General features: G+C 63.2%; 23 protein-coding genes. 9 read left to right on the forward strand and 14 right to left on the reverse strand.

Annotation, left to right across the window (positions count from 1 at the left end):
* Positions 1-62: 62 nt before the first annotated feature.
* Positions 63-1448, reverse strand: a complete 1386-nt coding sequence (gene pmbA / locus R2N03_RS13815; RefSeq protein ID WP_316658590.1) for a metalloprotease PmbA — start codon at positions 1446-1448, stop codon at positions 63-65.
* Between the two features lie 84 nt (positions 1449-1532).
* Here pmbA and yjgA point away from each other — a divergent pair, with 84 nt between their 5' ends.
* A complete protein-coding gene (gene yjgA, locus R2N03_RS13820) occupies positions 1533-2147 on the forward strand; it encodes a ribosome biogenesis factor YjgA (RefSeq protein WP_316658219.1) in 615 nt (204 codons plus the stop codon).
* Complete coding sequence (gene mog, locus R2N03_RS13825) at positions 2144-2782, forward strand: molybdopterin adenylyltransferase (RefSeq protein ID WP_316658220.1); 639 nt, start codon at positions 2144-2146, stop codon at positions 2780-2782. The genes yjgA and mog overlap by 4 nt, the downstream gene beginning before the upstream one ends.
* Here the strand turns inward: mog and orn are convergent.
* Complete coding sequence (gene orn, locus R2N03_RS13830) at positions 2779-3387, reverse strand: oligoribonuclease (RefSeq protein WP_428984410.1); 609 nt, start codon at positions 3385-3387, stop codon at positions 2779-2781. The genes mog and orn overlap by 4 nt on opposite strands.
* A gap of 103 nt (positions 3388-3490) precedes the next feature.
* Here orn and R2N03_RS13835 point away from each other — a divergent pair, with 103 nt between their 5' ends.
* Genes R2N03_RS13835 through R2N03_RS13845 form a run of 3 tightly spaced genes read left to right on the forward strand, consistent with a single transcriptional unit; the run spans position 3491 to position 6036 of the window.
* The gene (locus tag R2N03_RS13835; RefSeq protein ID WP_316658222.1) at positions 3491-4747 is read left to right on the forward strand and encodes a M48 family metallopeptidase; all 1257 of its coding nucleotides are present in this window, start codon (positions 3491-3493) and stop codon (positions 4745-4747) included.
* Positions 4744-5691: a ribosome small subunit-dependent GTPase A gene (rsgA, locus tag R2N03_RS13840; protein ID WP_316658223.1), complete on the forward strand. Its 948-nt coding sequence runs from the start codon at positions 4744-4746 to the stop codon at positions 5689-5691. The genes R2N03_RS13835 and rsgA overlap by 4 nt, the downstream gene beginning before the upstream one ends.
* A 30-nt stretch (positions 5692-5721) precedes the next feature.
* Positions 5722-6036 (forward strand): hypothetical protein, encoded by a 315-nt coding sequence (locus R2N03_RS13845; protein WP_316658224.1) that lies wholly within the window; start codon positions 5722-5724, stop codon positions 6034-6036.
* 18 nt (positions 6037-6054) lie between these two features.
* Here the strand turns inward: R2N03_RS13845 and R2N03_RS13850 are convergent, their stop codons facing one another.
* The 6 genes from R2N03_RS13850 to rpsP form a co-directional block, all read right to left on the reverse strand.
* Positions 6055-6996, reverse strand: a complete 942-nt coding sequence (locus R2N03_RS13850) for a CobD/CbiB family protein (RefSeq protein WP_316658225.1) — start codon at positions 6994-6996, stop codon at positions 6055-6057.
* Positions 6997-7091: 95 nt separating this feature from the next.
* Entirely contained in the window at positions 7092-7775 is a 684-nt protein-coding gene (locus R2N03_RS13855) for a CoA pyrophosphatase (protein WP_316658226.1), read from the reverse strand.
* Positions 7776-7879: 104 nt separating this feature from the next.
* Positions 7880-8266 carry a 50S ribosomal protein L19 gene (gene rplS / locus R2N03_RS13860; RefSeq protein WP_045786360.1) on the reverse strand — a complete coding sequence of 129 codons (387 nt, stop codon included), beginning with the start codon at positions 8264-8266 and terminating at the stop codon, positions 7880-7882.
* A 102-nt stretch (positions 8267-8368) separates the two neighbouring features.
* Positions 8369-9127 carry a tRNA (guanosine(37)-N1)-methyltransferase TrmD gene (gene trmD / locus R2N03_RS13865; protein ID WP_316658228.1) on the reverse strand — a complete coding sequence of 253 codons (759 nt, stop codon included), beginning with the start codon at positions 9125-9127 and terminating at the stop codon, positions 8369-8371.
* A 23-nt stretch (positions 9128-9150) separates the two neighbouring features.
* On the reverse strand, positions 9151-9705 hold the full coding sequence (gene rimM, locus R2N03_RS13870; protein ID WP_316658592.1) for a ribosome maturation factor RimM: 555 nt from the start codon (positions 9703-9705) through the stop codon (positions 9151-9153).
* 133 nt (positions 9706-9838) lie between these two features.
* The gene (gene rpsP / locus R2N03_RS13875; protein WP_316658229.1) at positions 9839-10093 is read right to left on the reverse strand and encodes a 30S ribosomal protein S16; all 255 of its coding nucleotides are present in this window, start codon (positions 10091-10093) and stop codon (positions 9839-9841) included.
* Between the two features lie 145 nt (positions 10094-10238).
* On the opposite strand from rpsP, the gene R2N03_RS13880 reads away from it, so the two are divergent.
* From R2N03_RS13880 to R2N03_RS13890, 3 genes are all read left to right on the forward strand, one after another.
* Complete coding sequence (locus R2N03_RS13880; RefSeq protein WP_316658593.1) at positions 10239-11312, forward strand: PQQ-dependent sugar dehydrogenase; 1074 nt, start codon at positions 10239-10241, stop codon at positions 11310-11312.
* A 190-nt stretch (positions 11313-11502) separates the two neighbouring features.
* Entirely contained in the window at positions 11503-11901 is a 399-nt protein-coding gene (locus R2N03_RS13885) for a hypothetical protein (protein WP_316658230.1), read from the forward strand.
* Positions 11902-12189: 288 nt separating this feature from the next.
* Positions 12190-12645 carry an NINE protein gene (locus R2N03_RS13890; RefSeq protein ID WP_316658594.1) on the forward strand — a complete coding sequence of 152 codons (456 nt, stop codon included), beginning with the start codon at positions 12190-12192 and terminating at the stop codon, positions 12643-12645.
* Here the strand turns inward: R2N03_RS13890 and R2N03_RS13895 are convergent, their stop codons facing one another.
* The gene (locus tag R2N03_RS13895; protein ID WP_316658231.1) at positions 12646-13770 is read right to left on the reverse strand and encodes a PA0069 family radical SAM protein; all 1125 of its coding nucleotides are present in this window, start codon (positions 13768-13770) and stop codon (positions 12646-12648) included.
* Between the two features lie 146 nt (positions 13771-13916).
* Positions 13917-14414: an Lrp/AsnC ligand binding domain-containing protein gene (locus tag R2N03_RS13900; protein ID WP_316658232.1), complete on the reverse strand. Its 498-nt coding sequence runs from the start codon at positions 14412-14414 to the stop codon at positions 13917-13919.
* Positions 14415-14534: 120 nt separating this feature from the next.
* Here R2N03_RS13900 and R2N03_RS13905 point away from each other — a divergent pair, with 120 nt between their 5' ends.
* Positions 14535-15824, forward strand: a complete 1290-nt coding sequence (locus tag R2N03_RS13905; RefSeq protein WP_316658233.1) for a D-amino acid dehydrogenase — start codon at positions 14535-14537, stop codon at positions 15822-15824.
* Positions 15825-15891: 67 nt separating this feature from the next.
* Here the strand turns inward: R2N03_RS13905 and R2N03_RS13910 are convergent, their stop codons facing one another.
* The 4 genes from R2N03_RS13910 to R2N03_RS13925 form a co-directional block, all read right to left on the reverse strand.
* Positions 15892-17676: an acyl-CoA dehydrogenase gene (locus R2N03_RS13910; protein WP_316658234.1), complete on the reverse strand. Its 1785-nt coding sequence runs from the start codon at positions 17674-17676 to the stop codon at positions 15892-15894.
* Positions 17677-17840: 164 nt separating this feature from the next.
* Entirely contained in the window at positions 17841-18776 is a 936-nt protein-coding gene (locus tag R2N03_RS13915; RefSeq protein ID WP_316658236.1) for an electron transfer flavoprotein subunit alpha/FixB family protein, read from the reverse strand.
* A gap of 52 nt (positions 18777-18828) precedes the next feature.
* On the reverse strand, positions 18829-19578 hold the full coding sequence (locus R2N03_RS13920; RefSeq protein WP_260802802.1) for an electron transfer flavoprotein subunit beta/FixA family protein: 750 nt from the start codon (positions 19576-19578) through the stop codon (positions 18829-18831).
* A 179-nt stretch (positions 19579-19757) separates the two neighbouring features.
* Positions 19758-20558, reverse strand: coding sequence for a MetQ/NlpA family ABC transporter substrate-binding protein (locus R2N03_RS13925; protein WP_316658237.1), 801 nt, complete (start codon positions 20556-20558; stop codon positions 19758-19760).
* Positions 20559-20579: the final 21 nt, after the last annotated feature.

Genomic DNA, 20579 nt, shown 5'->3' on the forward strand with positions numbered 1-20579 from the left:
GCCCAGCGGGCAACAAAAAACGCGCTCGAAACCGAGCGCGTTTTTTGTTTGGACGAGCACGCTTATTCGCCAGCGATCGTCATCTGCTCGATCAGGATCGAACCGGTTTCCTTCGTGCCGCGGACCAGTGCATCTGCACCCACGGCAACGATCTGACGGAACATGTCGCGCAGGTTGCCGGCAATGGTGATCTCTTCCACCGGATACTGGATCACGCCGTTTTCCACCCAGTAGCCCGACGCGCCGCGCGAATAATCGCCCGTGACGTAGTTCACGCCCTGCCCCATCAGCTCGGTCACCAGCAGGCCCGTACCCATGCGGCGCAGCATGCCGGCAAAGTCGTCCTCCGGCTTGGTCTGGCTGGAGAACAGTGTCAGGTTGTGGGAGCCGCCCGCGTTGCCCGTGGTCTGCATGCCGAGCTTGCGCGCGGAATAGGTGGAGAGGAAATAGCCTTCCACGACACCGTTCTTGACCACATCCCGACGCGTCGTGCGCACGCCTTCCTCGTCAAACGGCGCGCTGCCCATCCCGCCCGGCACGTGCGGGTCTTCCTTGATCTGCACATGCGGCGAGAAGATTTCCTTGCCCAGCGCATCCAGCAGGAACGTCGACTTGCGATACAGCGCCCCGCCCGAGACCGCCTGCACGAATGCGCCGAGCAAACCGGCCGCCAACGGCGCCTCGAACAGCACGGGGCACTTGCGCGTGGTCAGACGGCGTGCGGACAGGCGTGCCAGCGCGCGCTCCGCAGCGTACTTGCCGATGGCCTCGGGCGCAGCGAGATCGCTGGGCGAGCGCTTGGACGAATACCAGTCGTCGCGCTGCATGTGCGCGCCTGAACCGGCGATCGGCGCGCACGAAATGAAGTGGCGCGAATACGGGTAGCCAGCCAGGAAACCGCGCGACGTGGCCAACACGAAGTGCGAATGCTGTGCCGAGATGCTGGCGCCGTCGCTGTTGCGGATCTTCGGGCTCACGGCAAACGCTGCGGCCTCGGCAGCGCGGGCGATTTCGACGGCCGCTTCGGCGTCGATCGTCCACGGGTGATAGAGCTGCAGGTCCTGCGGATGCTTTTCCAGCAATGCCTCTTCGGCAAGGCCGGCGCAGTCGTCATCCGCCGTGAAGCGCGCGATGTTGTAGGCTGCCTCAACCGTCGAGCGCAGTGCCGCCGGTGAAAAATCCGAGGTACTGGCGTTGCCGCGCTTCTTGCCCAGCATGACCGTCACGCCGACGACCTTGTCGCGGTTCTGCTCGATCGTCTCGATTTCGCCCTTGCGCACCGTGACAGAGAGACCTTGCCCCTCGGAGATTTCCGTTGCGGCATCGGTGGCGCCGAGATCGCGTGCAATGCGCAGCACATCGCGCGCCATCGCTTCGAGCTGCTCGCGGCGATAGGCGAACACGCTGTCGGTCACGTTGCTGGTCTTGGAATCGAGCGTTTGGGACATAAGCAAGAAAGGGGGAGAAACGGCTGCCGCGATTTTGCCAAAAGCGGGCGGAAGCGCCCATCATAGCAAGATACAATGCGCGCCATGAGCCGAGCATCCCGACACAACCCCACGTATCTGCAACCTGTCGTGCGCACCGACATCGGTGACGAAGACGACCCGGATACGCCCAAGAGCAAATCGCAGCGCAAACGCGAGGTCAACGCCTTGCAGGATCTGGGCACCGCCCTTGAAGCCCTGCCCAAGGACAAACTCGCCAAGGTGCCGCTGCCCGAGAAGCTGGCCGACGCCCTGCGTGACGCCAAGCGCATCACGAGTCACGAAGGCAAGCGCCGCCAGATGCAGTACATCGGCAAGCTGATGCGCGCCCTGACCGACGAAGACGTCGAAGCCATCCGCCGCGTGCTGGCCACGTTCGTGGGCGCATCCAAGGCTGAAACGGCACGCCTGCACGCCATTGAGCGCTGGCGCGACCGCCTCATCGGCGGCGACGACGCCGTCACCGAGTTCATTGCTGCCCATCCGGCGTGCGATGTGCAGGCCCTGCGCACGCTCGTGCGCAACGCACGCAAGGAAGCGCAGCTCGCCAAGCCGCCCAAGTCGTCGCGTGAACTCTTCCAGATGGTCAAGCAGGCCCTGGCAGGCAACGACCGCGAAAACGAATCCGATCAACCTGAAGCCGAAGACGACGAAGCATGACCGCCTCCGCCCCGCTGACCCGCCGCCATCCCGACGAGCTGATCGTCGGCTTTGTGTCGATTTCGGACCGCGCCTCTGCAGGCACTTACCAGGATGAAGGCATTCCGGCGCTGCTCGACTGGTTTGGCGCCGCGCTGTCGTCGCCGTGGCAAGCAGTGGAGCGGCTGATTCCCGACGACCAGGCGACCATTGCGGAAACGCTGATCGACCTCGTCGACCATGCCGGCTGCGACCTGGTGCTGACCACCGGCGGCACAGGCCCAACGCGCCGTGACGTCACGCCCGAGGCCACGCTGGCCGTCGCCACCAAGGAGATGCCCGGATTTGGCGAGCAGATGCGCCAGATCAGCCTGAACTTCGTGCCGACCGCGATTCTGTCGCGTCAGGTGGCGGTGATTCGTGAAACGCCGTCACGCGCCACGCTGATCATCAACCTGCCCGGCCAGCCGCGCGCCATCAAGGAAACGCTGGAAGGACTGAAGGATGTGGAGGGTCGTACCACCGTGCCGGGTATCTTTGCCGCGGTCCCGTATTGCATCGACCTCATCGGCGGCCCGTACGTCGAGACGCACGACAGCGTGGTCAAGGCCTGGCGCCCCAAGCACGCCGTGCGCGCCAAGCCGCTGCAGGTTTAGGGCGCGACTGACGACGCCAGGGCCTCGGCCTCGGGCGTCTGCGGCACGTCACGAATGAAGTGCTGGCGGTAGTAGCGCAGCTCCTCGATCGACTCGATGATGTCTGCGTAAGCCGTGTGCTGCTGGCGCTTCACGAAACCCTTGGCGATGGCCGGCTGCCAGCGCTTGCACAGTTCCTTGAGCGTGGAAACATCCAGGTTGCGGTAGTGGAAGTACTCCTCCAGCTTGGGCATGTAGCGCGCCATGAAACGGCGATCCTGGCAGATCGAGTTACCGCACATCGGAGACTTGCTCTTCGGCACCCATTTCTTGAGGAAGGCGAGCAGCTCGGCTTCCGCCTCCGCTTCCGTCATGGTCGACGCCTTGACCTTGTCGATCAGGCCTGAGCGGCCATGCGTGCCCTTGTTCCAGGCGTCCATTCCGTCGAGCAGTTCGTCGGACTGATGAACGACCAGCACCGGGCCTTCGGCCAGCACGTTCAGCTCAGAATCCGTCACCACCACGGCCACTTCGATGATGCGGTCGTTCTCGGGGCTCAGGCCGGTCATTTCCATGTCGACCCACACCAGATTGTTGTCGCTCTTGGCAGCGACGCGGCTGGTCATCGAAGGGGAAGCGGCGGACTGGGAAACTGGGGTGCTCACGCGAAGGCCTTGAGAAAATGACTGAAGGCTATAATTTTCGCATATTCGATAGGTGTTTCCCCACATGCCCGCCTTTACTCTTGTCTTCCTGGTCGCACTCGTTCTGATGGCCGCCACCCGCCTGTGGTTGGCCGCACGGCAGATCCGTCACGTAGCACGGCATCGCGACGCCGTGCCTTCGGAGTTTGCCGAGTCGATCACGCTCGACATGCACCGCAAGGCCGCCGACTACACCATCGCCCGGACCCGTCTGGCGATGCTGGAAGTGCCGGTCCAGGCGGCACTGCTGATCGCGCTGACGCTGCTCGGCGGGCTGAACTGGATCAATCAGGCATGGCTGGGTGTGTTCGGCCCCGGTTACGCCTACGGCGTCGCGCTCATTGCCTCCGTCATTGTCATCAGCAGTGTGATCGAGCTACCGTTTTCGCTGTACGCCCAATTTGTCGTGGAAGAGCGGTTCGGCTTCAACCGCATGACCTGGAAGCTCTGGGCGCTGGACCTCGTCAAGGGTATCGGCATTGGCACCGTGCTGGGCTTACCCCTTCTGCTGGCGGTGCTGTGGTTGATGAACAAGATGGGCGCGCATTGGTGGCTCTACACGTGGATCGTATGGATGGCGTTCATGCTGTTCGTCCAGGCGATCTATCCGAACGTCATTGCGCCGCTCTACAACAAGTTCACCCCGCTGCAGGATGACGAGATGCGCGCACGCATTGAAAGCCTGCTCAAGCGTTGCGGCTTCGCCAGCAAGGGTCTGTTCGTCATGGACGGCAGCCGCCGCAGCGCCCACGGCAACGCCTACTTCAGCGGCTTCGGCGCCACCAAGCGCATCGTGTTCTTTGACACGCTGCTGGCACGCCTGAACCCATCCGAGATGGAAGCCGTGCTCGCTCATGAGCTTGGACACTTCAAGCGACACCACATCACCAAGCGCATCGCGGTGACGTTTGTGCTGAGTCTTGGCGCGCTTGCCCTGCTCGGCTGGCTGATGACGCGCACGTGGTTCTATCTCGGCCTGGGCGTGGCGCCCAACCTGCTCTCCGATAACCACGCGCTCGCGCTGATGCTGTTCTTCATCGTGCTGCCCGTGTTCACGTTCTTCGTGTCACCGCTGGCAAGCCTGTCGTCGCGCAAGGACGAGTACGAGGCGGACGCCTTCGCTGCAGAGCACGCCGATGCCAAGCAACTGGTCTCGGCGCTGGTCAAGCTGTTTCAGGATAACGCGTCAACGCTCACGCCCGACCCTGTGTATTCGACGTTCTACTACTCGCACCCGACCGCATCGCAACGCGTGGCGCGCCTCGTGCAGGCCGGCGCATGACGCGCGGCAATCCGGTCCGGGGGGCCAGGCAGGCTGCCACCGGAGAGCACGGGTTGGTCATTGCTGCACACGGACGCCACTATCTGGTCGAACGCGAAGGTGGTGGCTATGTGCAGTGCTTCCCACGCGGCAAGCGGAGCGAATGTGCAGTGGGCGATCGCGTCGTCTATGAAGCCACTGCCGTCGATCAGGGCGTGGTCGTGCGCGTCGACGGGCGCCGCAACCTGCTCTACCGCTCCGACCAGTTCAAATCCAAGATGCTGGCCGCGAATCTGGACCAGGTGATCATCATGCTCGGCACCGAGCCGAGCTTCTCCGAAGATTTGCTTGGCCGCGCGCTCGTTGCTGCGGAGGCGCTGGGCATCACGCCATTGATCCTGCTGAACAAGATCGATCTGACTGCTCGATTGGAAACGGCTCGCTCGCGTCTGGCGCTGTATCGGCAACTCGGTTACACGGTGCTGGAGTTGACCGTGCATGGCGCGCCGGACGCCGCGCATGCCGCGCTGGAGCCGCATGTCGCCGGCCGCGCGTCGATCCTCATCGGGCAGTCGGGTATGGGCAAGTCGTCACTGTTGAATCTGCTGATTCCGGGCGTCGACGCGCAAACACGCGAGATTTCTGAAAAACTCGATTCCGGCAAGCACACGACCACATTCACGCGGCTCTATCACCTCCCCGCTGAATGGGGTCGGGGCGGCATGCTGATCGATTCGCCCGGTTTCCAGGAGTTCGGTCTGCACCATCTGTCGGAGGGTATGCTCGAGCGCGCCTTTCCCGAATTCCGTCAGCGACTCACCGAATGCCGCTTTTATAACTGTCGCCACCTGCAAGAACCAGGCTGCGGCATCCTGGACGCGATGGCCAAGGGAACGATCGATCCACGCCGGCACCAGCTCTATGCGCAGTTGCTGCACGAATCGGAGCAGCAGAAGCCCTGGTAGCAGGCGAGATACGTTCGGGGAGACTGTGGGATGAAGTTGTTGATCAGCAGTCCGTCGCTCGGCATGGCGGCGCATTGGCAGAACGTGCTGTCTGCCGCCGGCATCCGTACGGAGCTTCGCAACATCTACCTGAGCAGCGTCGCCGGCGATATACCGCCCCAGGATTGCGCAGCGCAGGTTTGGCTGGTGAACCCTGCCCAGGAAACGCAAGCGCAAGCGTTGCTCGAGCAGGCCCGCCATCCGCCCAGCGGCCCGGCTTGGTGCTGCGCGCACTGTGGCGAAACGCACGAGCCGCAGTTTGCGCAGTGCTGGCGCTGCGGCAAAGACCGCGAGGATGCCGCCTGACTCAGGCTCGCGGCGACGTCAGCCGAGCCATACGGCAATCGACAGCATTGCCAGCAGCAGCATCCAGAGCACCACGGCGCGCCACACCAGGCCGACCGCGGATTGAAGCGTGCGTACGTTGGGCTCCTGCCCCACTTCGATCGGGTACGCACCGTCCTCGTCGGCGAGGCTTTCGGCTGAGTCACGCTGCGGGATCGGTGCACCCAGGCGCACCCCCAACGCACCGCCGCCAGCCGCCATCAGAATGCCGTTGACCTCATCGCTCCACTTGGCCGCACGGTTGCGCCACGCGTACACCGCATCCTCGAAATTACCAACGATGGCGAAGCCGATGGCCGTCAGACGTGCCGGGATATAGTCGATCACGTGGAAAGCCTGGCGTGCGAACAGCCCCAGCGCCGGGCTGCGCTCCATCGACGGTTCGCTCCAGTGGCGAGCCAGGTATTCCGCCCCGCGATACAAGACCACGCCGGCCGGCCCGATCGGAACCAGAAACCAGAAGAACACCCCAAAGACGTGCCGATGGACCGCCACGATCGCGCACTCGAGCGTGTGACGGACGATCTCGTTGACCGGCATGTCGGTCGTGTCATACCCAGACCACTCATTGAGGATCAACCGCGCGCCGGTGACATCGTCACGGCGCAGCGCCTCGTGGATATCCGTAAAGTAATGGCTGAACTGGCGGAACCCGAGCGTCAGATAAACCATCAGCACGTTCCACAAGAAGGCCAGCCCAATGCTGATCGAGGACAGGAGGTAGTGCACCAGCGCCACCACCACCACAGCGGGCAGCGTCACCACGCACCAGGCCAACACGGCATCGCGGCGATTGCCGGTATCGAACCATTCTTCCGCCCGCGCAGCCAAGGCGCGCACGATGTCGTAGATCGGGTTGTCCCGGCTGAGCGCACGGAACTGCTCAAGAATCAGCGCGCAGAGTACGGAGAAAAAGGTCATTGGAGGGCAGTGCGAAGGCGCAGGTCACGCCATGAGTGCGATGTGCAAGACGATAGCACACGGCGTGCGCGCCACAGCGCATCGTGACGCCAACGCTACGCCGCCAGCAGGTGGTACAGGTTGCGCAGCATGCCAGCGGTGGCGCCCCAGATAAAGTGGTAGCCGCCGTCCGACCGGCGATACGGCATGGCATAGAAACGCCGCACACGATCTTCCCAGCGCAATTCCCGCACTTCATGGTTGGCTGGGTCCATCAGAAAGGCGAGCGGCACCTCAAATACCTCGGCCACTTCGCTGGGATCGGGTTGGACGGTGAAATGCGGGGTCAGCAAACCGACGACGGGACTCACATGAAAGCCTGTACCGGTGATGTAGTCCGGCAGACGGCCTACGACCTCGATGAAGTCCGCGCTGATGCCCACCTCCTCCACCGTCTCGCGCAGTGCGGTGGCCGTCATGTCGCGGTCGATCGTCTCTCGTCCACCGCCGGGAAAACTGATCTGCCCCGCATGCTGGCTGAGCGACGCATTGCGCTGTGTCAGAAGCACCGTCAGACCTGCCTCGCGCTGCACCAGCGGTACGAGTACGGCGGCCTCCCGCAGCTTGAGCGATGCGTCGATCAGGCGCGATTCGTCGGTAAGTTCAGGACGCCAATCCGGCTGGGCCTGCAGCCGCTCACGCACGAAGCGAGCCGTCAACCGCGCCTCGTCGAGCGCGGGTAGCGATGCATCGGAAGGCATCACTGGCAACTGCTCTGGATCGAATACGGGACGGCGCATGGCGTAATGTGGGACCAATCGTGGACGGAAGACATGTGAGGACAATCTTCCGCCGCAAAAGAGAAAAAAGGCACCCGAAGGTGCCTTTTCGCAACGCGCGCAGATTACTCTGCAGCGGCTTCCTTGCGCTTGAAGGTCAGCTTCTCCTTGATACGAGCCGACTTGCCCGAGCGCTCGCGCAGGTAGTACAGCTTCGCACGGCGCACATCACCGCGACGCTTCACTTCGATGCTGGCCAGCAGCGGCGAGTACAGCTGGAACGTACGCTCCACGCCTTCACCCGAAGAAATCTTGCGAACGATGAACGACGAGTTCAGGCCACGATTGCGCTTGGCAATCACGACGCCTTCATACGCCTGCACACGCTTGCGGTTGCCTTCAACGACGTTCACGTTGACGATCACGGTGTCGCCGGGGGCGAACGGGGGGATCGTCTTGTTGGCCGTCAGGCGCTTGATTTCTTCCTGCTCGATTTGCTCGATGAGATTCATCTTTTTCTCCTTGACCATCATGCCGGCGTTTTGCCCGGTCGACTGACCGCGGCCCCGGTAGAGGATGGGAACTTCACTTGGACGAGGCTCCCGGTGTGGAAGCTACGACCCCTTTGCCGTCATCGCCGCGGCAGCGAGGAAGACCTCATCGCTGCGGGACAACAAACCCTGCTTGCGTGCCGCCTCGATCAGATCGGGCCGCTTGCGCATCGTATTCAACAGCGCCTGCTGGCGACGCCACTTCTCTATCTCGGCATGGTGGCCAGCCAGCAGCACATCGGGCACACGCATGCCTTCATACTCTTCCGGCCGCGTGTAGTGCGGGCAGTCGAGCAAACCGTTGACGAAACTGTCCTGCACCGCCGATTGCGCATCGCCCAGCACACCGGGCAACTGCCGCACCACCGCGTCAATGACGGCCATTGCTGCGATCTCACCGCCGGAAAGGACGAAATCACCGAGGCTGATCTCCTCGTCGACGCGGCGATCAACCAGGCGCTGATCAATCGCCTCGTAACGGCCGCACATCAGCGTGAGGGCTGGCAACTGCGCCAGCTCCATCACCCGCCGATGCGTGAGGGGCCGCCCCTGCGGCGACAACAGCACAACATGTGAAGCTGCCGGCGCCTGTGCCTCACGGATGGCATCGAGCGCAGCCTCCATCGGCTTGGCGAGCATCACCATTCCAGGGCCGCCGCCATACGGGCGATCGTCCACCGTCCGGTAGTTGTCGGACGTGAAATCGCGTGGGTTCCAGGTGCGCAACGTGTACACCTGCTGCTTGGCTGCCCGGCTGGTAATGCCCCAGTCCGTCAGCGCCCGAAACATCTCTGGGAACAGCGAGATGACATCGAACTGCATCGCCGAATTCTCCGGCCGCATGTTCAGTAATCCAGACCCCAGTCGACGACGATGCGCTTACCCGCCACATCCACCGACTTCACGTACACCTCGACAAACGGCACCAACCGCTCGGCGCCATCCTCATCCACGATGCGCAGAATCTGATGCGCGCCGTTGTCGATCAGGCCAGCCACTGTCCCGAGCGTTTCCTGCTGCTCGTTGACCACGGTGGCGCCAATCAGATCGACCCAATAGAACTCATCGTCCTCTGGCTCGGGAAAATCAGCCCGACTGACCCACACCGCACAACCGCGCAGCGCCTCGGCGACATTGCGATCGGGTACCGCCGACGATCCGGCGACCACCGTGCCACTGTGCTCGCGCGACGTATTGACAGGAAATACCCGCCAGTCCGTCGATGCTCCCGGCGCGCCAGCTGCAGGCTTCAGCCACCAGATCCGGGCGTTCAGGAGTGCGTCGGCATCGCCATGCGGCTGGACTTTGATCCAGCCGCGAATTCCGTAGGCGCCGCCCACAAAACCGACCTCGACCAGATCATCGGGCAGTGACGGATTGGCGCGCGAGCCCGGCCGCATGGCCTGCAAGCGCTCCGTCACCTTTTGTGAGGCAGCCTCTGCAGCTTTGGCAGCGGGGCCGGGGCGCGTCGATGTTGGGCGCGTCACGGCAGGATGTGCGCGGACGGCACCGTCGATCGACGCATGCTAAAACTTAGGCAGCGACTTTCTTCGCGCCTTCCTTCACCAGACGAGCAACCGTCGGCGACAGTTGCGCGCCCACGCCTTGCCAGTAGGTCAGGCGGTCTTGGGCAATGCGCAGACCTTCTTCGCCGTCAGTGGCGAGAGGATTGTAGAAACCGACGCGCTCGATGAAACGGCCGTCACGGCGGTTACGCGAGTCGGTCGCAACGATATTGAAGAACGGGCGCTTCTTGGAGCCACCGCGGGCCAGACGGATCACGACCATGGATCTTTTCCTTGAAAAACTGGGTATGCGTACAGAGAAACGCGAAAGTATAGCCCAATTTTCCAGACCAAACAAACACTTAGACTCAGTGCGACAGCACTGCGGCATGCAGGCGTGGTGCGGGCAGCACGCTGGAGCCGCCCTGATGTGCCTGGCGTGGCTGGTCACCGCGTCGCCCGCGCAGGCAACATTGCCGATCGAGACCCTGCGCGTGCCGCCCGGCTTCCACGTCGACGTACTGACCGCCGAGACGCCTGCCGCGCGGGAGATGGCGCTCTCTCCGGCCGGCATCCTGTATGTGGGAAGCAAGGCGGGCAACGTGTACGCGCTGCCGCTACAGACGGCTGGCGCGCGCGTGCGCGTGGTGGCTTCAGGGTTGCTGTTGCCGGTCGGCGTGGCGTGGCACGGCGGCAGCCTCTATGTGTCGGCCGTGTCACGCGTAGTGAGGCTCGATGACATCGACAAACGCCTGGACAACCCACCCCAGCCCGTCGTCGTGACCGACAAGCTGCCCGCCGAGACCCACCACGGCGCGAGATTCATTGCCTTTGGCCCCGACGGCAAGCTGTATGTGCCGATCGGCGCGCCATGCAACATCTGCCGCCCCGACGAAAACCGGTACGCCAACATCCTCCGGATGAACGCCGACGGCAGCGGCAAGGAGCTGGTTGCGCGCGGCATCCGCAACACGGTTGGCTTCGATTGGCATCCCGTCACACACGCGCTGTGGTTCACCGACAACGGACGTGACCTCATGGGCGACGACGTACCCGACGACGAACTGAACCGCGTCACCGCTCCCAATCCACACTTTGGCTATCCGTTCTGTCACGCCGGCAACGTCTCCGACCCCGAATTCGGCGCAGGACACCCTTGCAGCAACTATGTCCCGCCCGTAGCCAAACTTGGCGCTCACGTGGCTGCGTTGGGCATGCGCTTCTATACGGGCAACCGCTTTCCGGCGGACTACCGCAACAACATCTTCATCGCCGAGCACGGCTCGTGGAACCGCTCGTCGAAGGTGGGCTACCGGATCGTGCGTGTCGCGCTTGACCAGGCGGGCAACGTCATCAAGCAGGAGCCCTTCGTGCAGGGCTGGCTGCAAGGCGAACGCGCCTGGGGGCGCCCCACCGATGTGCTGGTCGCACCCGACGGCAGCCTGCTCGTGACCGACGATTACGCAGGCGCTGTGTATCGCATCCGCTACACGGGAAAATGACACCCATCGTCCGGCGTCCGAGCCATGCACGAGGGAAACATCTCGTTACATGGGTAACGTTCGGACAGTGGATGCGGCATGAGTGAAGCCTTACATTGGTAGCCATGAACACGCGCCTCCGGCTCTCTCCGGTACGAGACATGCATGGGGTGCGTGGCACTTTCGAACCCTTGTCCGACAGGAGATAGCCATGCAGATCCGCGCATTGCTTCGCCCCTTGGCGGCGGGTGTTCTGATCGTCGCCTCCGCGGGCGCTTTGGCTGCCAACGCATCGGCGCGTCAGGCTGCCGCCGCTTTTCCAGAACCGACGATGCCCGCCTGGACCGAAGCCTCCGCGGCTGCGCCATACGGACGATCGATGGTCGCGCAGGTTTTCTTCGTTGATGCCCGCGGTGCACAGGCAGCGCGCATCCGTGAGCAAATGGAGCGCATGGAGGCGCGGGCCCCCCCCGACGACCGCCTCAACGGCCGCGTGCAACCCCATGAGGGTGGTGGCCGCGGAGACTGGCAGCAGCAACAGGAACGCTTCCGGCAGGAGCGCGGCACCGGCGACCAGGGCGGCAATTGGCGCGGCTCACGCCGGGGCTAAGGCGACCGGGCCACCCCATTTTTGCCTCATAGCGTCCCAGGCTGCTGCAAGATTTCACCGCGTCGATGAGCGTGCCCTCTCTGCGGCCCGTGCGGGTTGAGTGACCGGGCCTCTTCCGCCAGCACTGCATCGCAGTGTTGCGCACGTCACGCCGGATGGACGGCCCGCACCGCACCCTGCCGAGACAGATTGAATCCGTTCCTGGTGACGGTCGCGAATGCGCCGGGATTCAGGTTGGGCGTAGAATGCGCGGCGCGATGTTGCCCTGCCGTTTCTTCTGCGCCCGCCATGCCGACAACTGCTCTTCAGAGAAAATCCAAGCTGCTTACCGTGCTGCTCGCCTTCCTGCTCGGCAGCGTGGGAGCGCATCGCTTTTACCTCAAGGGCCGGCGAGACTTCTGGGCGTGGACACAAGTGATCGCCATGGTCCTCGGAGCGATCGGCGTGACGCTGCTATGGACGACGCAGCGTGCCAGCACGCCGGGTTGGATCTGCGCGATTGTCGGCGGGACCTCCGTGCTGGCGGGCTATCTGTCTGCCCTCGTCTATGGGCTGCGCGCCGATGAAAAATGGGATGCCCAATTCAACGCCGACGGCACGCCTACCCGCTCCGGGTGGCCCGTTGTGCTGTTGAGCATCCTGACGCTCATGATCGGCACCGCTCTACTGATGGCCGGGCTCGCCATCACTTTCCAGACATACTTCGAAACACAGGTACAGGCTGCGAAAGAACTGTCGCAGTAGTCAAAACAAGCTGCCCTGGCGCTCGTCGACCGGCATCCCCGGTTTGACGGACCGCGCGGGCGGCTTGAACTGCGACGTGTCGAGGACCAGATCGTTGTAACGCTGGAAATGGAAGCCCAGCCTGTCGGCCGCCTTGTAGAAACGTTGGCGCAGCAGGTCGGCCCAAATGCCCGTGCCATGCATGCGCGTTGCAAAATCAGCCTTGTAGTCCTGACCGCCGTGCAGGTCGCGCACGCGGTTCATCACGCGTTGCGCGCGGTCGGGAAAATGCGCCATCAGCCAATCCTGGAACACGATGTTCAGCTCGTTCGGTAAGCGCAACACGATGTAACTGGCATAGGTAGCGCCTGCCTCCCGCGAAGCCTCCAGTATCTGCTCCATGTGACCATCGGTGATGAAGGGGATCATCGGCGCGACGCTCACGCCAACCGGAATGCCCGCTTCGGCCAGCGTGCGGATCGTGCGCAGGCGGCGCGAGGGTGCGGCGGCACGCGGCTCCAGCTTGCGCGCGAGATCGGCGTCGAGCGTGGTGATCGTGACGGCCGCGACGGCGAGATGCTTCGCCGCCATCGGCGCGAGCAGATCGATATCGCGCTCAATCAAGGATGACTTGGTGATCAGTCCCACCGGATGGTCGCAATCGTGAAGCACCTGCAACACCTCACGCGTAATCCGCAGGTCGCGCTCGATGGGCTGATAGGCGTCCGTGTTCACGCCCAGCGCGATCGCTTCGCAGCGATAGCCGGGCTTGGCCAGCGTCTCGCGCAGCACCTGGGCAGCGTTTGTCTTGGCGAATAGCCTGGTCTCGAAATCCAGACCAGGTGACAGTTCCAGGTAAGCGTGTGTCGGCCGGGCAAAGCAATACACGCAACCGTGCTCACACCCACGATACGGGTTTAAAGAAACGCTAAACGGAACGTCGGGCGACTGATTGTGGCTGAGAATCGAACGCGCACGCTCCACGCAGACACTGGTGTCAACGCGCGGTGGCATGTCCTCCGGGTCCGTCTGGCCGACCAGCGGTTGCCAGCCGTCGTCAACGCGCGCGCGTTCCTCGCGTTCAAAGCGGCCTGGCAGGTTGGAAGTGGCGCCGCGCCCCTTGCGTAGGGCATGGCGATCGGACATGTCGGGCACAGCGATCAGTAGGACGAGAGGACGGGAGGACCGGGATCCGGGGCTTTCCGATCGTATCGCATCGGCCCGCGCTGCGCAGTGCTTGGCGTTGGCTACGACTGCCCCGGGATCCAGGCGATTTGAAGGGCATCCCCACGTCACTGCCCTCCTTCCGTCACGTCGATGGCGAGGGTCTCCTTGATTTCTTCCATCACGATGTAGCTCTTGGACTGCACGGCGCCCGGCAACTGCAACAGGATGTCGCCGAGCAGCCGGCGGTACTCGCTCATTTCGCGGATGCGTGCCTTGATGAGGTAATCGAAATCACCCGAAACGAGGTGGCACTCAAGCACTTCGGGGATCCGCAGCACCTCGCGACGGAATTGCTCGAACATGTTGCCGGACTTGCTGCCCAGGCTGATCTCGACGAACACCAGCAGCGAAGCACCCAGCATGGCGGGATTCAACCGCGCGTAGTAACCGAGGATGAAGCCTTCGCGCTCCAGGCGTTTGACACGCTCGATGCACGGCGTGATGGTCAAGCCGACTGCCTCGGACAGCTCCTTCATCGACAGCCGCCCGTCCTTTTGCAGGAGGTCAAGGATGCGGCGATCGAGCTTATCAAGGGCGCGGACGGGCTTGCGCTGGGTTCGCATGATCAAACACCTCAAAATCGCAATAGTTTCTGTTTCTGTCAAATATACAGAAACAATTACTAGAGTTGTACGAATACGATAGCGACATCTATCGTGATTGCATCTCCGGGGAGTATGACCATGCGCGTGCTTGTTCTTGGCAGCGGCGTTATCGGCGTGACCAGCGCCTATTACCTGGCCCGCGCTGGCCATGAAGTCACCGTGGTCGACCGCGAAGCCGGGCCGGCCCTGGATACGAGCTTTGCCAATGCGGGGCAGATTTCGCCGGGCTATGCGTCGCCGTGGGCCGCGCCGGGCGTGCCGCTCAAGGCCATCAAATGGATGTTCCAACAGCATGCGCCGCTGTCCATTCGCCCTGACGGCACCCTCTTCCAACTGAAGTGGATGTGGCAGATGCTGCGCAATTGCGACGCGGCCAGCTATGCGCAGAACAAGGAACGGATGGTTCGCCTGGCGGAATACAGCCGCGACTGCATCCGCGATCTGCGCGCCGAGACCAGCATCGCCTACGAAGGGCGCCAGCAAGGCACGCTTCAAGTCTTCCGCACCCAGCAACAACTCGACAGCGCCGCGAAAGATATCGCCGTGCTCGAACGCGCTGGCGTGCCGTACGAACTGCTTTCGCGCGATGACCTCGTGCGCAGTGAACCGGGCCTGGCCGCCACCCGCCACAAGCTGGCTGGCGGTCTACGCCTGCCCAACGACGAAACGGGCGACTGCCAGCTCTTCACCACACGCCTCGCGGCGATGGCTGAGGCGATGGGCGTGCGCTTCCGTTTCAACAGCAATATCAACAGCCTGATCATCAGGAACGACGCCGTACGCGGCGCGCTGGTGGATGGCCAACCGGTCGAAGCCGACCTTGTGGTCGTGGCACTCGGCAGCTACAGCACCCCCTTCCTGAAGCATCTGGTGGGCGTGCCGGTGTATCCGCTCAAGGGCTTCTCGATCACGGTACCCATGACGGACGCCAGCAAGAGCCCGGTGTCCACCGTGCTCGACGAAACGTACAAGGTGGCCGTCACGCGTTTCGATGACCGCATTCGCGTGGGTGGCATGGCACAGATCGTCGGCTACGACAAGCGGCTGGACCCGGCCAAGCGCAAGACCCTGGAATTCGTCGTCAACGATCTCTTTCCGGGCGGGGGCGATGTCTCACGCGCCTCGTTCTGGACCGGCCTGCGACCGATGACGCCGGACGGCACGCCGATTGTCGGACCGACGCCCGTGCGCGGTCTCTGGCTCAACACCGGCCACGGCACGCTGGGTTGGACGATGGCGTGTGGCTCGGGCAGGTTGTTGGCGGATCTGGTATCGGGCCGGTCGCCCGCCATCCGCTCGGATGATCTGTCGGTCTATCGCTACCTTGGTGGAGCACGGCAACCCGCGACGCAACCCGCGTTGGCCTGATCTCTCACGCCGCGCCAAACAGAAAGGGAGGCCGAAGCCTCCCTTTTCTGATGCCGGCAGATGTCGGTCAGAATTGCACTTCGGGCATGGTCCCGATCGTCTCGCCACCGGTCAGAACCGACTGTGCAATGCCGGGTGCCTGCGTGAGCAGCACATCGGCAAACACGCGGGCCGTTGCGATCTTGGCGCCATAGAAGTTCGGGTCTTCGGCCTCACGGTCGATGGCCACGAGTAGCGCGCGCGCCATCTGCCACCCCGACAGCACGATGCCGCACAGGCGCAGATAAGGCACGCTGCCCGCGAACACGGCGTTCGGCTGCGCCTTGGTCTGCTCCACGACAAAGCGCACCACCGATTCCATCGCCTCGCGGCCGGCGGCCAGACGCGTGCGCATCGCCTCGCAATGCGCACCGCCCTTGGCGGCGAGCGCGGCTTCCACCTTTGCGATCTCGGCGCAGATGCCCAGTGCCACCGCGCCACCATCACGCACCGTCTTGCGACCGATCAGATCATTGGCCTGGATGGCGGTGGTGCCTTCGTAGATCGGCAGAATGCGCGCATCGCGGTAATACTGCGCTGCGCCCGTCTCCTCGATGAAGCCCATGCCGCCATGCACCTGTATGCCGAGGCTCGTCACGTCGATCGACATCTCGGTGCTCCAGCCCTTTACGATCGGCACCAGGAACTCGTACAACGCGGCGTTCTGCTTGCGCACAGCCTCGTCGGCTGCATGATGGCCGGCGTCACTGGCAGCGGCTGCCACAAAGGCCAGCGCGCGTGCGCCTTCGGTCATCGCACGCATCGTCAGCAGCATGCGCTTGACATCCGGGTGATGGATGATCGGCACCGGCTTGGCGACCGAGCCATCCACAGGGCGGCTCTGCACGCGATCGCGCGCATAGGCCACGGCTTTCTGGTACGCGCGCTCGGACACACCGATACCCTGCATACCCACGGCGTAACGCGCGGCGTTCATCATGATGAACATGTATTCAAGGCCACGGTTCTCCTCGCCGACGAGCGTGCCAATCGCGCCACCGTGGTCGCCGAACTGCAGCACGGCGGTCGGGCTCGCCTTGATGCCGAGCTTGTGCTCGATCGATACGCAATGCACATCGTTGCGCGCGCCCAGCGAGCCGTCGTCATTGACCATGAACTTCGGCACCACGAACAACGAGATCCCCTTCACGCCTTCGGGGGCATTCGGGGTACGCGCAAGCACCAGATGGACGATGTTCTCGGCCATGTCGTGTTCGCCCCAGGTGATGTAGATCTTCGTACCAAAGATCTTGAACGTGCCGTCACCCACGGGCTCGGCACGCGTGCGCACCAGCGCCAGATCAGAGCCGGCCTGCGGCTCCGTCAGGTTCATCGTACCGGTCCATTCACCTGAAATGAGCTTGGGCACGAAGCGTTGCTTCTGCGCTTCGCTGCCAGCCGTCAGCAGCGCCTCGATGGCGCCATCGGTCAGCAGCGGGCACAGCGCAAACGACAGGTTGGCCGCATTCAACATCTCGATGCATGCGGTGGCAATCAGTTTGGGCAGGCCCTGGCCGCCATATTCCAGCGGGTGCTGCACGCCCTGCCAACCACCCTGGCCAAATTGTTGGAAAGCGTCCTTGAAACCGGCGGTCGCTGTCACAACGCCGTCCTTCCAACTGCTCGGGTTCCGATCGCCTGCGACATTGAGCGGCGCAACAACCTCGCCGGTAAAACGCGCGCTTTCTTCAAGGACGGCTTGCGCCGTGTCGGCAGTGGCCTCTTCGAAGCCGGGCAGCTTGGCAACGTTATCCAGGCCCGCGAGTTCGTTCATCACGAACAGCATGTCCTTGACAGGGGCTTGATAGGTCATGTCTTTCTCCAATCTCGTTCAGCACAATCAGGGCACTGCGTCAGTCGTAGGCTCCATCCTGATCGCGCTCGCGTACAAAAAAGCCGCTTCCAAACGGGTCGGAAACGGCTTTGCGTCGGGCAGTAGTGCAGCGTGCGTCAGATGATGCGCGCCGCGCGGTGCAATCAACCCAGTGCGGTCACCAGCTCCGGCACCACAGTGTTCAGGTCGCCAACCAGTCCGTAGTCCGCCACCTGGAAGATCGGCGCTTCCGGATCCTTGTTGATCGCCACGATCACCTTGGAATCCTTCATGCCGGCCAGGTGTTGGATCGCGCCCGAGATACCGACGGCGATGTACAGCTGTGGCGCGACGATCTTGCCGGTCTGGCCGACCTGGTAGTCGTTCGGCACGAAGCCGGCGTCGACTGCCGCACGCGAGGCACCGAGTGCAGCGCCCAGCTTGTCGGCCAGCGGCGTCAGCACCTTGGTGTAGTTCTCGCCCGAGCCCACGCCACGGCCGCCCGACACGATGATCTTCGCGGCGGTGAGTTCCGGGCGGTCGCTCTTCGTCACTTCGCGGGAGACGAATTGCGAGATACCGGCGTCCGCCACGGCGGTCAGGTTTTCGGTAGCCGCCGAACCATCGGTAGCGGCAGCCGGGTCGAATGCCGTGCCGCGCACGGTGATCACCTTCACCTTGTCGGCCGATTGCACGGTGGCAATCGCGTTACCGGCGTAGATCGGGCGCTCGAAGGTGTCCGGACCGTCGACCTTGGTGATGTCGGACAGTTGGGCCACGTCCAGCTTGGCGGCCACGCGCGGCAGGATGTTCTTACCGTAGGCGGTGGCGGGCGCCAGGATGTGGCTGTAGTTGCCGGCGATGGCCAAGGCCTGCTCGGCGACGTTCTCGGCCAGGCCATCGGCAAACTGGGGCGCGTCGGCCACCAGCACCTTGGTCACGCCAGCGATCTGCGCGGCGGCCTGTGCAGCGGCCCCGCAGCCAGCGCCGGCCACCAGCACGTGGACGTCGCCGCCGCATTGGACGGCTGCAGCCACGGTGTTCAGCGTGGCGGCCTTGATGGATTGATTGTCGTGTTCAGCAATAACGAGTGCGGTCATCTTGATCTGCCTATTCGGTGTGCTTGAAGTTGCGTGCAAGTAGCGTGACCGCTTACAGCACCTTGGCTTCCGTCTTGAGCTTGGACACCAGCGTGGCCACATCGGGCACCATCACGCCGGCGCTGCGCTTGGCGGGCTCAACCACCTTCAGCGTCTTCAGGCGCGGGGCAACGTCCACGCCCAGGTCTTCGGGCTTGACCGTGTCGAGCGGCTTTTTCTTCGCCTTCATGATGTTCGGCAGCGTCACATAGCGCGGCTCGTTCAGGCGCAGGTCGGTGGTGACCACGGCCGGCAGCTTGACCGACAGGGTTTCCAGGCCACCGTCCACTTCACGCGTGACCGAAGCCTTGCCGTCGGCAATCTGCACCTTCGAGGCAAACGTAGCTTGCGGCAGGCCGGCCAGCGCAGCCAGCATCTGGCCGGTCTGGTTGGCGTCATCGTCAATCGCCTGCTTGCCCAGGATGATCAGTTGCGGCTGTTCCTTGTCGACCAGCGCCTTGAGCAGCTTGGCGACAGCCAGCGGCTGGAGCTCTTCGGCCGTCTCGACCAGAATGCCGCGATCGGCGCCGATGGCCATGGCGGTGCGCAGCGTTTCCTGGCACTGCGTCACGCCGCACGACACGGCGATCACTTCGGTAGCGACGCCAGCCTCCTTCAGGCGGACGGCTTCTTCCACGGCGATCTCGTCGAACGGGTTCATGCTCATCTTGACGTTGGCAAGATCGACACCGCTGCCGTCCGTCTTCACGCGAACCTTCACGTTGTAATCGATCACGCGCTTGACTGCGACCAGGACTTTCATGCGCTCACTCCACTAATTGATAAGACGATTTTGCAAAACGCCGGCCATTATAAGGGGGGCCGGTCGCTCGCGTAATTTTTCCGAACGGTCGTGCTATTTTAACCGCGAAAATTTGCCGGACGCCAGTCAAACGTCCGGCAACGAGTTGGGGAAAACCCTCTAACCGTGTGTAGAAGTGCTTACCAAGCCACGATCACAGCGTCTTTGTACTTGGCTTTCACAAACGCCTTCACCGCATCCGAGTGGTAGGCCTTGACCAGCTTGGCGACCCACGGCTGATCCTTGTCAGCGGCACGCACGGCAATCACGTTGGCGTACGGGCCCTTGGGGCTTTCGATGGCGATGCCGTCCTTGGTCGGGTCCAGGCCGGCCTTCTCGGCGTAGTTGCCGTTGACGGCAGCGGCGTCCAGGTCATCCAGCGAGCGCGGCAACTGGGCGGCGTCCAGCTCGACAAACTTCAGCTTTTTCGGGTTGTCGGCCACGTCGCGCGGCGACGCCTTGAAACCAGCGTTCGGCTTGAGTTTGATCACGCCTTGCGATTGCAGCAGCAGCAGCGCGCGGCCGCCGTTGGTCGGGTCGTTCGGCAGGCCGAAGCGGGCGCCATCCTTCAGGTCTTTCAGCGACTTGATCTTCTTCGAGTAGATGCCCATCGGGAACGTGATGGTCTGGCCCACGCTCACGAACTTGTAGCCGCGCGTCGCGACCTGGTCGTCGAGGTACGGCTGATGCTGGTAGCTGTTGGCATCGAGATCGCCTGCGGCCAGTGCGGCATTCGGCTGGATGTAGTCGTTGAATTCGACGATCTGGATCTTCAGGCCATTCTTCTCGGCAACCTTCTTCACCTCTTCCATGATCTCGGCGTGCGGGCCGGCGGTGACACCGACCTTGATCGGCTTGGTCTGTGCCAGGGCGCTCCCGGCAACGAATGCCAGCGCAGCACCCAGGCTTGCGGACCATTGCAGCAGTTGACGACGATTCATTACGTTTCCTCGTGTTGTCTG

Origin of the sequence: Ralstonia condita (genome assembly GCF_958405655.1) — a bacterium.
GTDB lineage: Bacteria > Pseudomonadota > Gammaproteobacteria > Burkholderiales > Burkholderiaceae > Ralstonia > Ralstonia condita.

What these genes read in the sequence shown, in the direction of transcription:
- pmbA (WP_316658590.1), bottom strand. Translation starts at nt 1,448, where the DNA reads ATGTCCCAAACGCTCGATTCCAAGACCAGCAACGTGACCGACAGCGTG.
- yjgA (WP_316658219.1), top strand. Translation starts at nt 1,533, where the DNA reads ATGAGCCGAGCATCCCGACACAACCCCACGTATCTGCAACCTGTCGTG.
- mog (WP_316658220.1), top strand. Translation starts at nt 2,144, where the DNA reads ATGACCGCCTCCGCCCCGCTGACCCGCCGCCATCCCGACGAGCTGATC.
- orn (WP_428984410.1), bottom strand. Translation starts at nt 3,387, where the DNA reads ATGACCAGCCGCGTCGCTGCCAAGAGCGACAACAATCTGGTGTGGGTC.
- R2N03_RS13835 (WP_316658222.1), top strand. Translation starts at nt 3,491, where the DNA reads ATGCCCGCCTTTACTCTTGTCTTCCTGGTCGCACTCGTTCTGATGGCC.
- rsgA (WP_316658223.1), top strand. Translation starts at nt 4,744, where the DNA reads ATGACGCGCGGCAATCCGGTCCGGGGGGCCAGGCAGGCTGCCACCGGA.
- R2N03_RS13845 (WP_316658224.1), top strand. Translation starts at nt 5,722, where the DNA reads ATGAAGTTGTTGATCAGCAGTCCGTCGCTCGGCATGGCGGCGCATTGG.
- R2N03_RS13850 (WP_316658225.1), bottom strand. Translation starts at nt 6,996, where the DNA reads ATGACCTTTTTCTCCGTACTCTGCGCGCTGATTCTTGAGCAGTTCCGT.
- R2N03_RS13855 (WP_316658226.1), bottom strand. Translation starts at nt 7,775, where the DNA reads ATGCGCCGTCCCGTATTCGATCCAGAGCAGTTGCCAGTGATGCCTTCC.
- rplS (WP_045786360.1), bottom strand. Translation starts at nt 8,266, where the DNA reads ATGAATCTCATCGAGCAAATCGAGCAGGAAGAAATCAAGCGCCTGACG.
- trmD (WP_316658228.1), bottom strand. Translation starts at nt 9,127, where the DNA reads ATGCAGTTCGATGTCATCTCGCTGTTCCCAGAGATGTTTCGGGCGCTG.
- rimM (WP_316658592.1), bottom strand. Translation starts at nt 9,705, where the DNA reads ATGCGGCCGGGCTCGCGCGCCAATCCGTCACTGCCCGATGATCTGGTC.
- rpsP (WP_316658229.1), bottom strand. Translation starts at nt 10,093, where the DNA reads ATGGTCGTGATCCGTCTGGCCCGCGGTGGCTCCAAGAAGCGCCCGTTC.
- R2N03_RS13880 (WP_316658593.1), top strand. Translation starts at nt 10,239, where the DNA reads ATGTGCCTGGCGTGGCTGGTCACCGCGTCGCCCGCGCAGGCAACATTG.
- R2N03_RS13885 (WP_316658230.1), top strand. Translation starts at nt 11,503, where the DNA reads ATGCAGATCCGCGCATTGCTTCGCCCCTTGGCGGCGGGTGTTCTGATC.
- R2N03_RS13890 (WP_316658594.1), top strand. Translation starts at nt 12,190, where the DNA reads ATGCCGACAACTGCTCTTCAGAGAAAATCCAAGCTGCTTACCGTGCTG.
- R2N03_RS13895 (WP_316658231.1), bottom strand. Translation starts at nt 13,770, where the DNA reads ATGTCCGATCGCCATGCCCTACGCAAGGGGCGCGGCGCCACTTCCAAC.
- R2N03_RS13900 (WP_316658232.1), bottom strand. Translation starts at nt 14,414, where the DNA reads ATGCGAACCCAGCGCAAGCCCGTCCGCGCCCTTGATAAGCTCGATCGC.
- R2N03_RS13905 (WP_316658233.1), top strand. Translation starts at nt 14,535, where the DNA reads ATGCGCGTGCTTGTTCTTGGCAGCGGCGTTATCGGCGTGACCAGCGCC.
- R2N03_RS13910 (WP_316658234.1), bottom strand. Translation starts at nt 17,676, where the DNA reads ATGACCTATCAAGCCCCTGTCAAGGACATGCTGTTCGTGATGAACGAA.
- R2N03_RS13915 (WP_316658236.1), bottom strand. Translation starts at nt 18,776, where the DNA reads ATGACCGCACTCGTTATTGCTGAACACGACAATCAATCCATCAAGGCC.
- R2N03_RS13920 (WP_260802802.1), bottom strand. Translation starts at nt 19,578, where the DNA reads ATGAAAGTCCTGGTCGCAGTCAAGCGCGTGATCGATTACAACGTGAAG.
- R2N03_RS13925 (WP_316658237.1), bottom strand. Translation starts at nt 20,558, where the DNA reads ATGAATCGTCGTCAACTGCTGCAATGGTCCGCAAGCCTGGGTGCTGCG.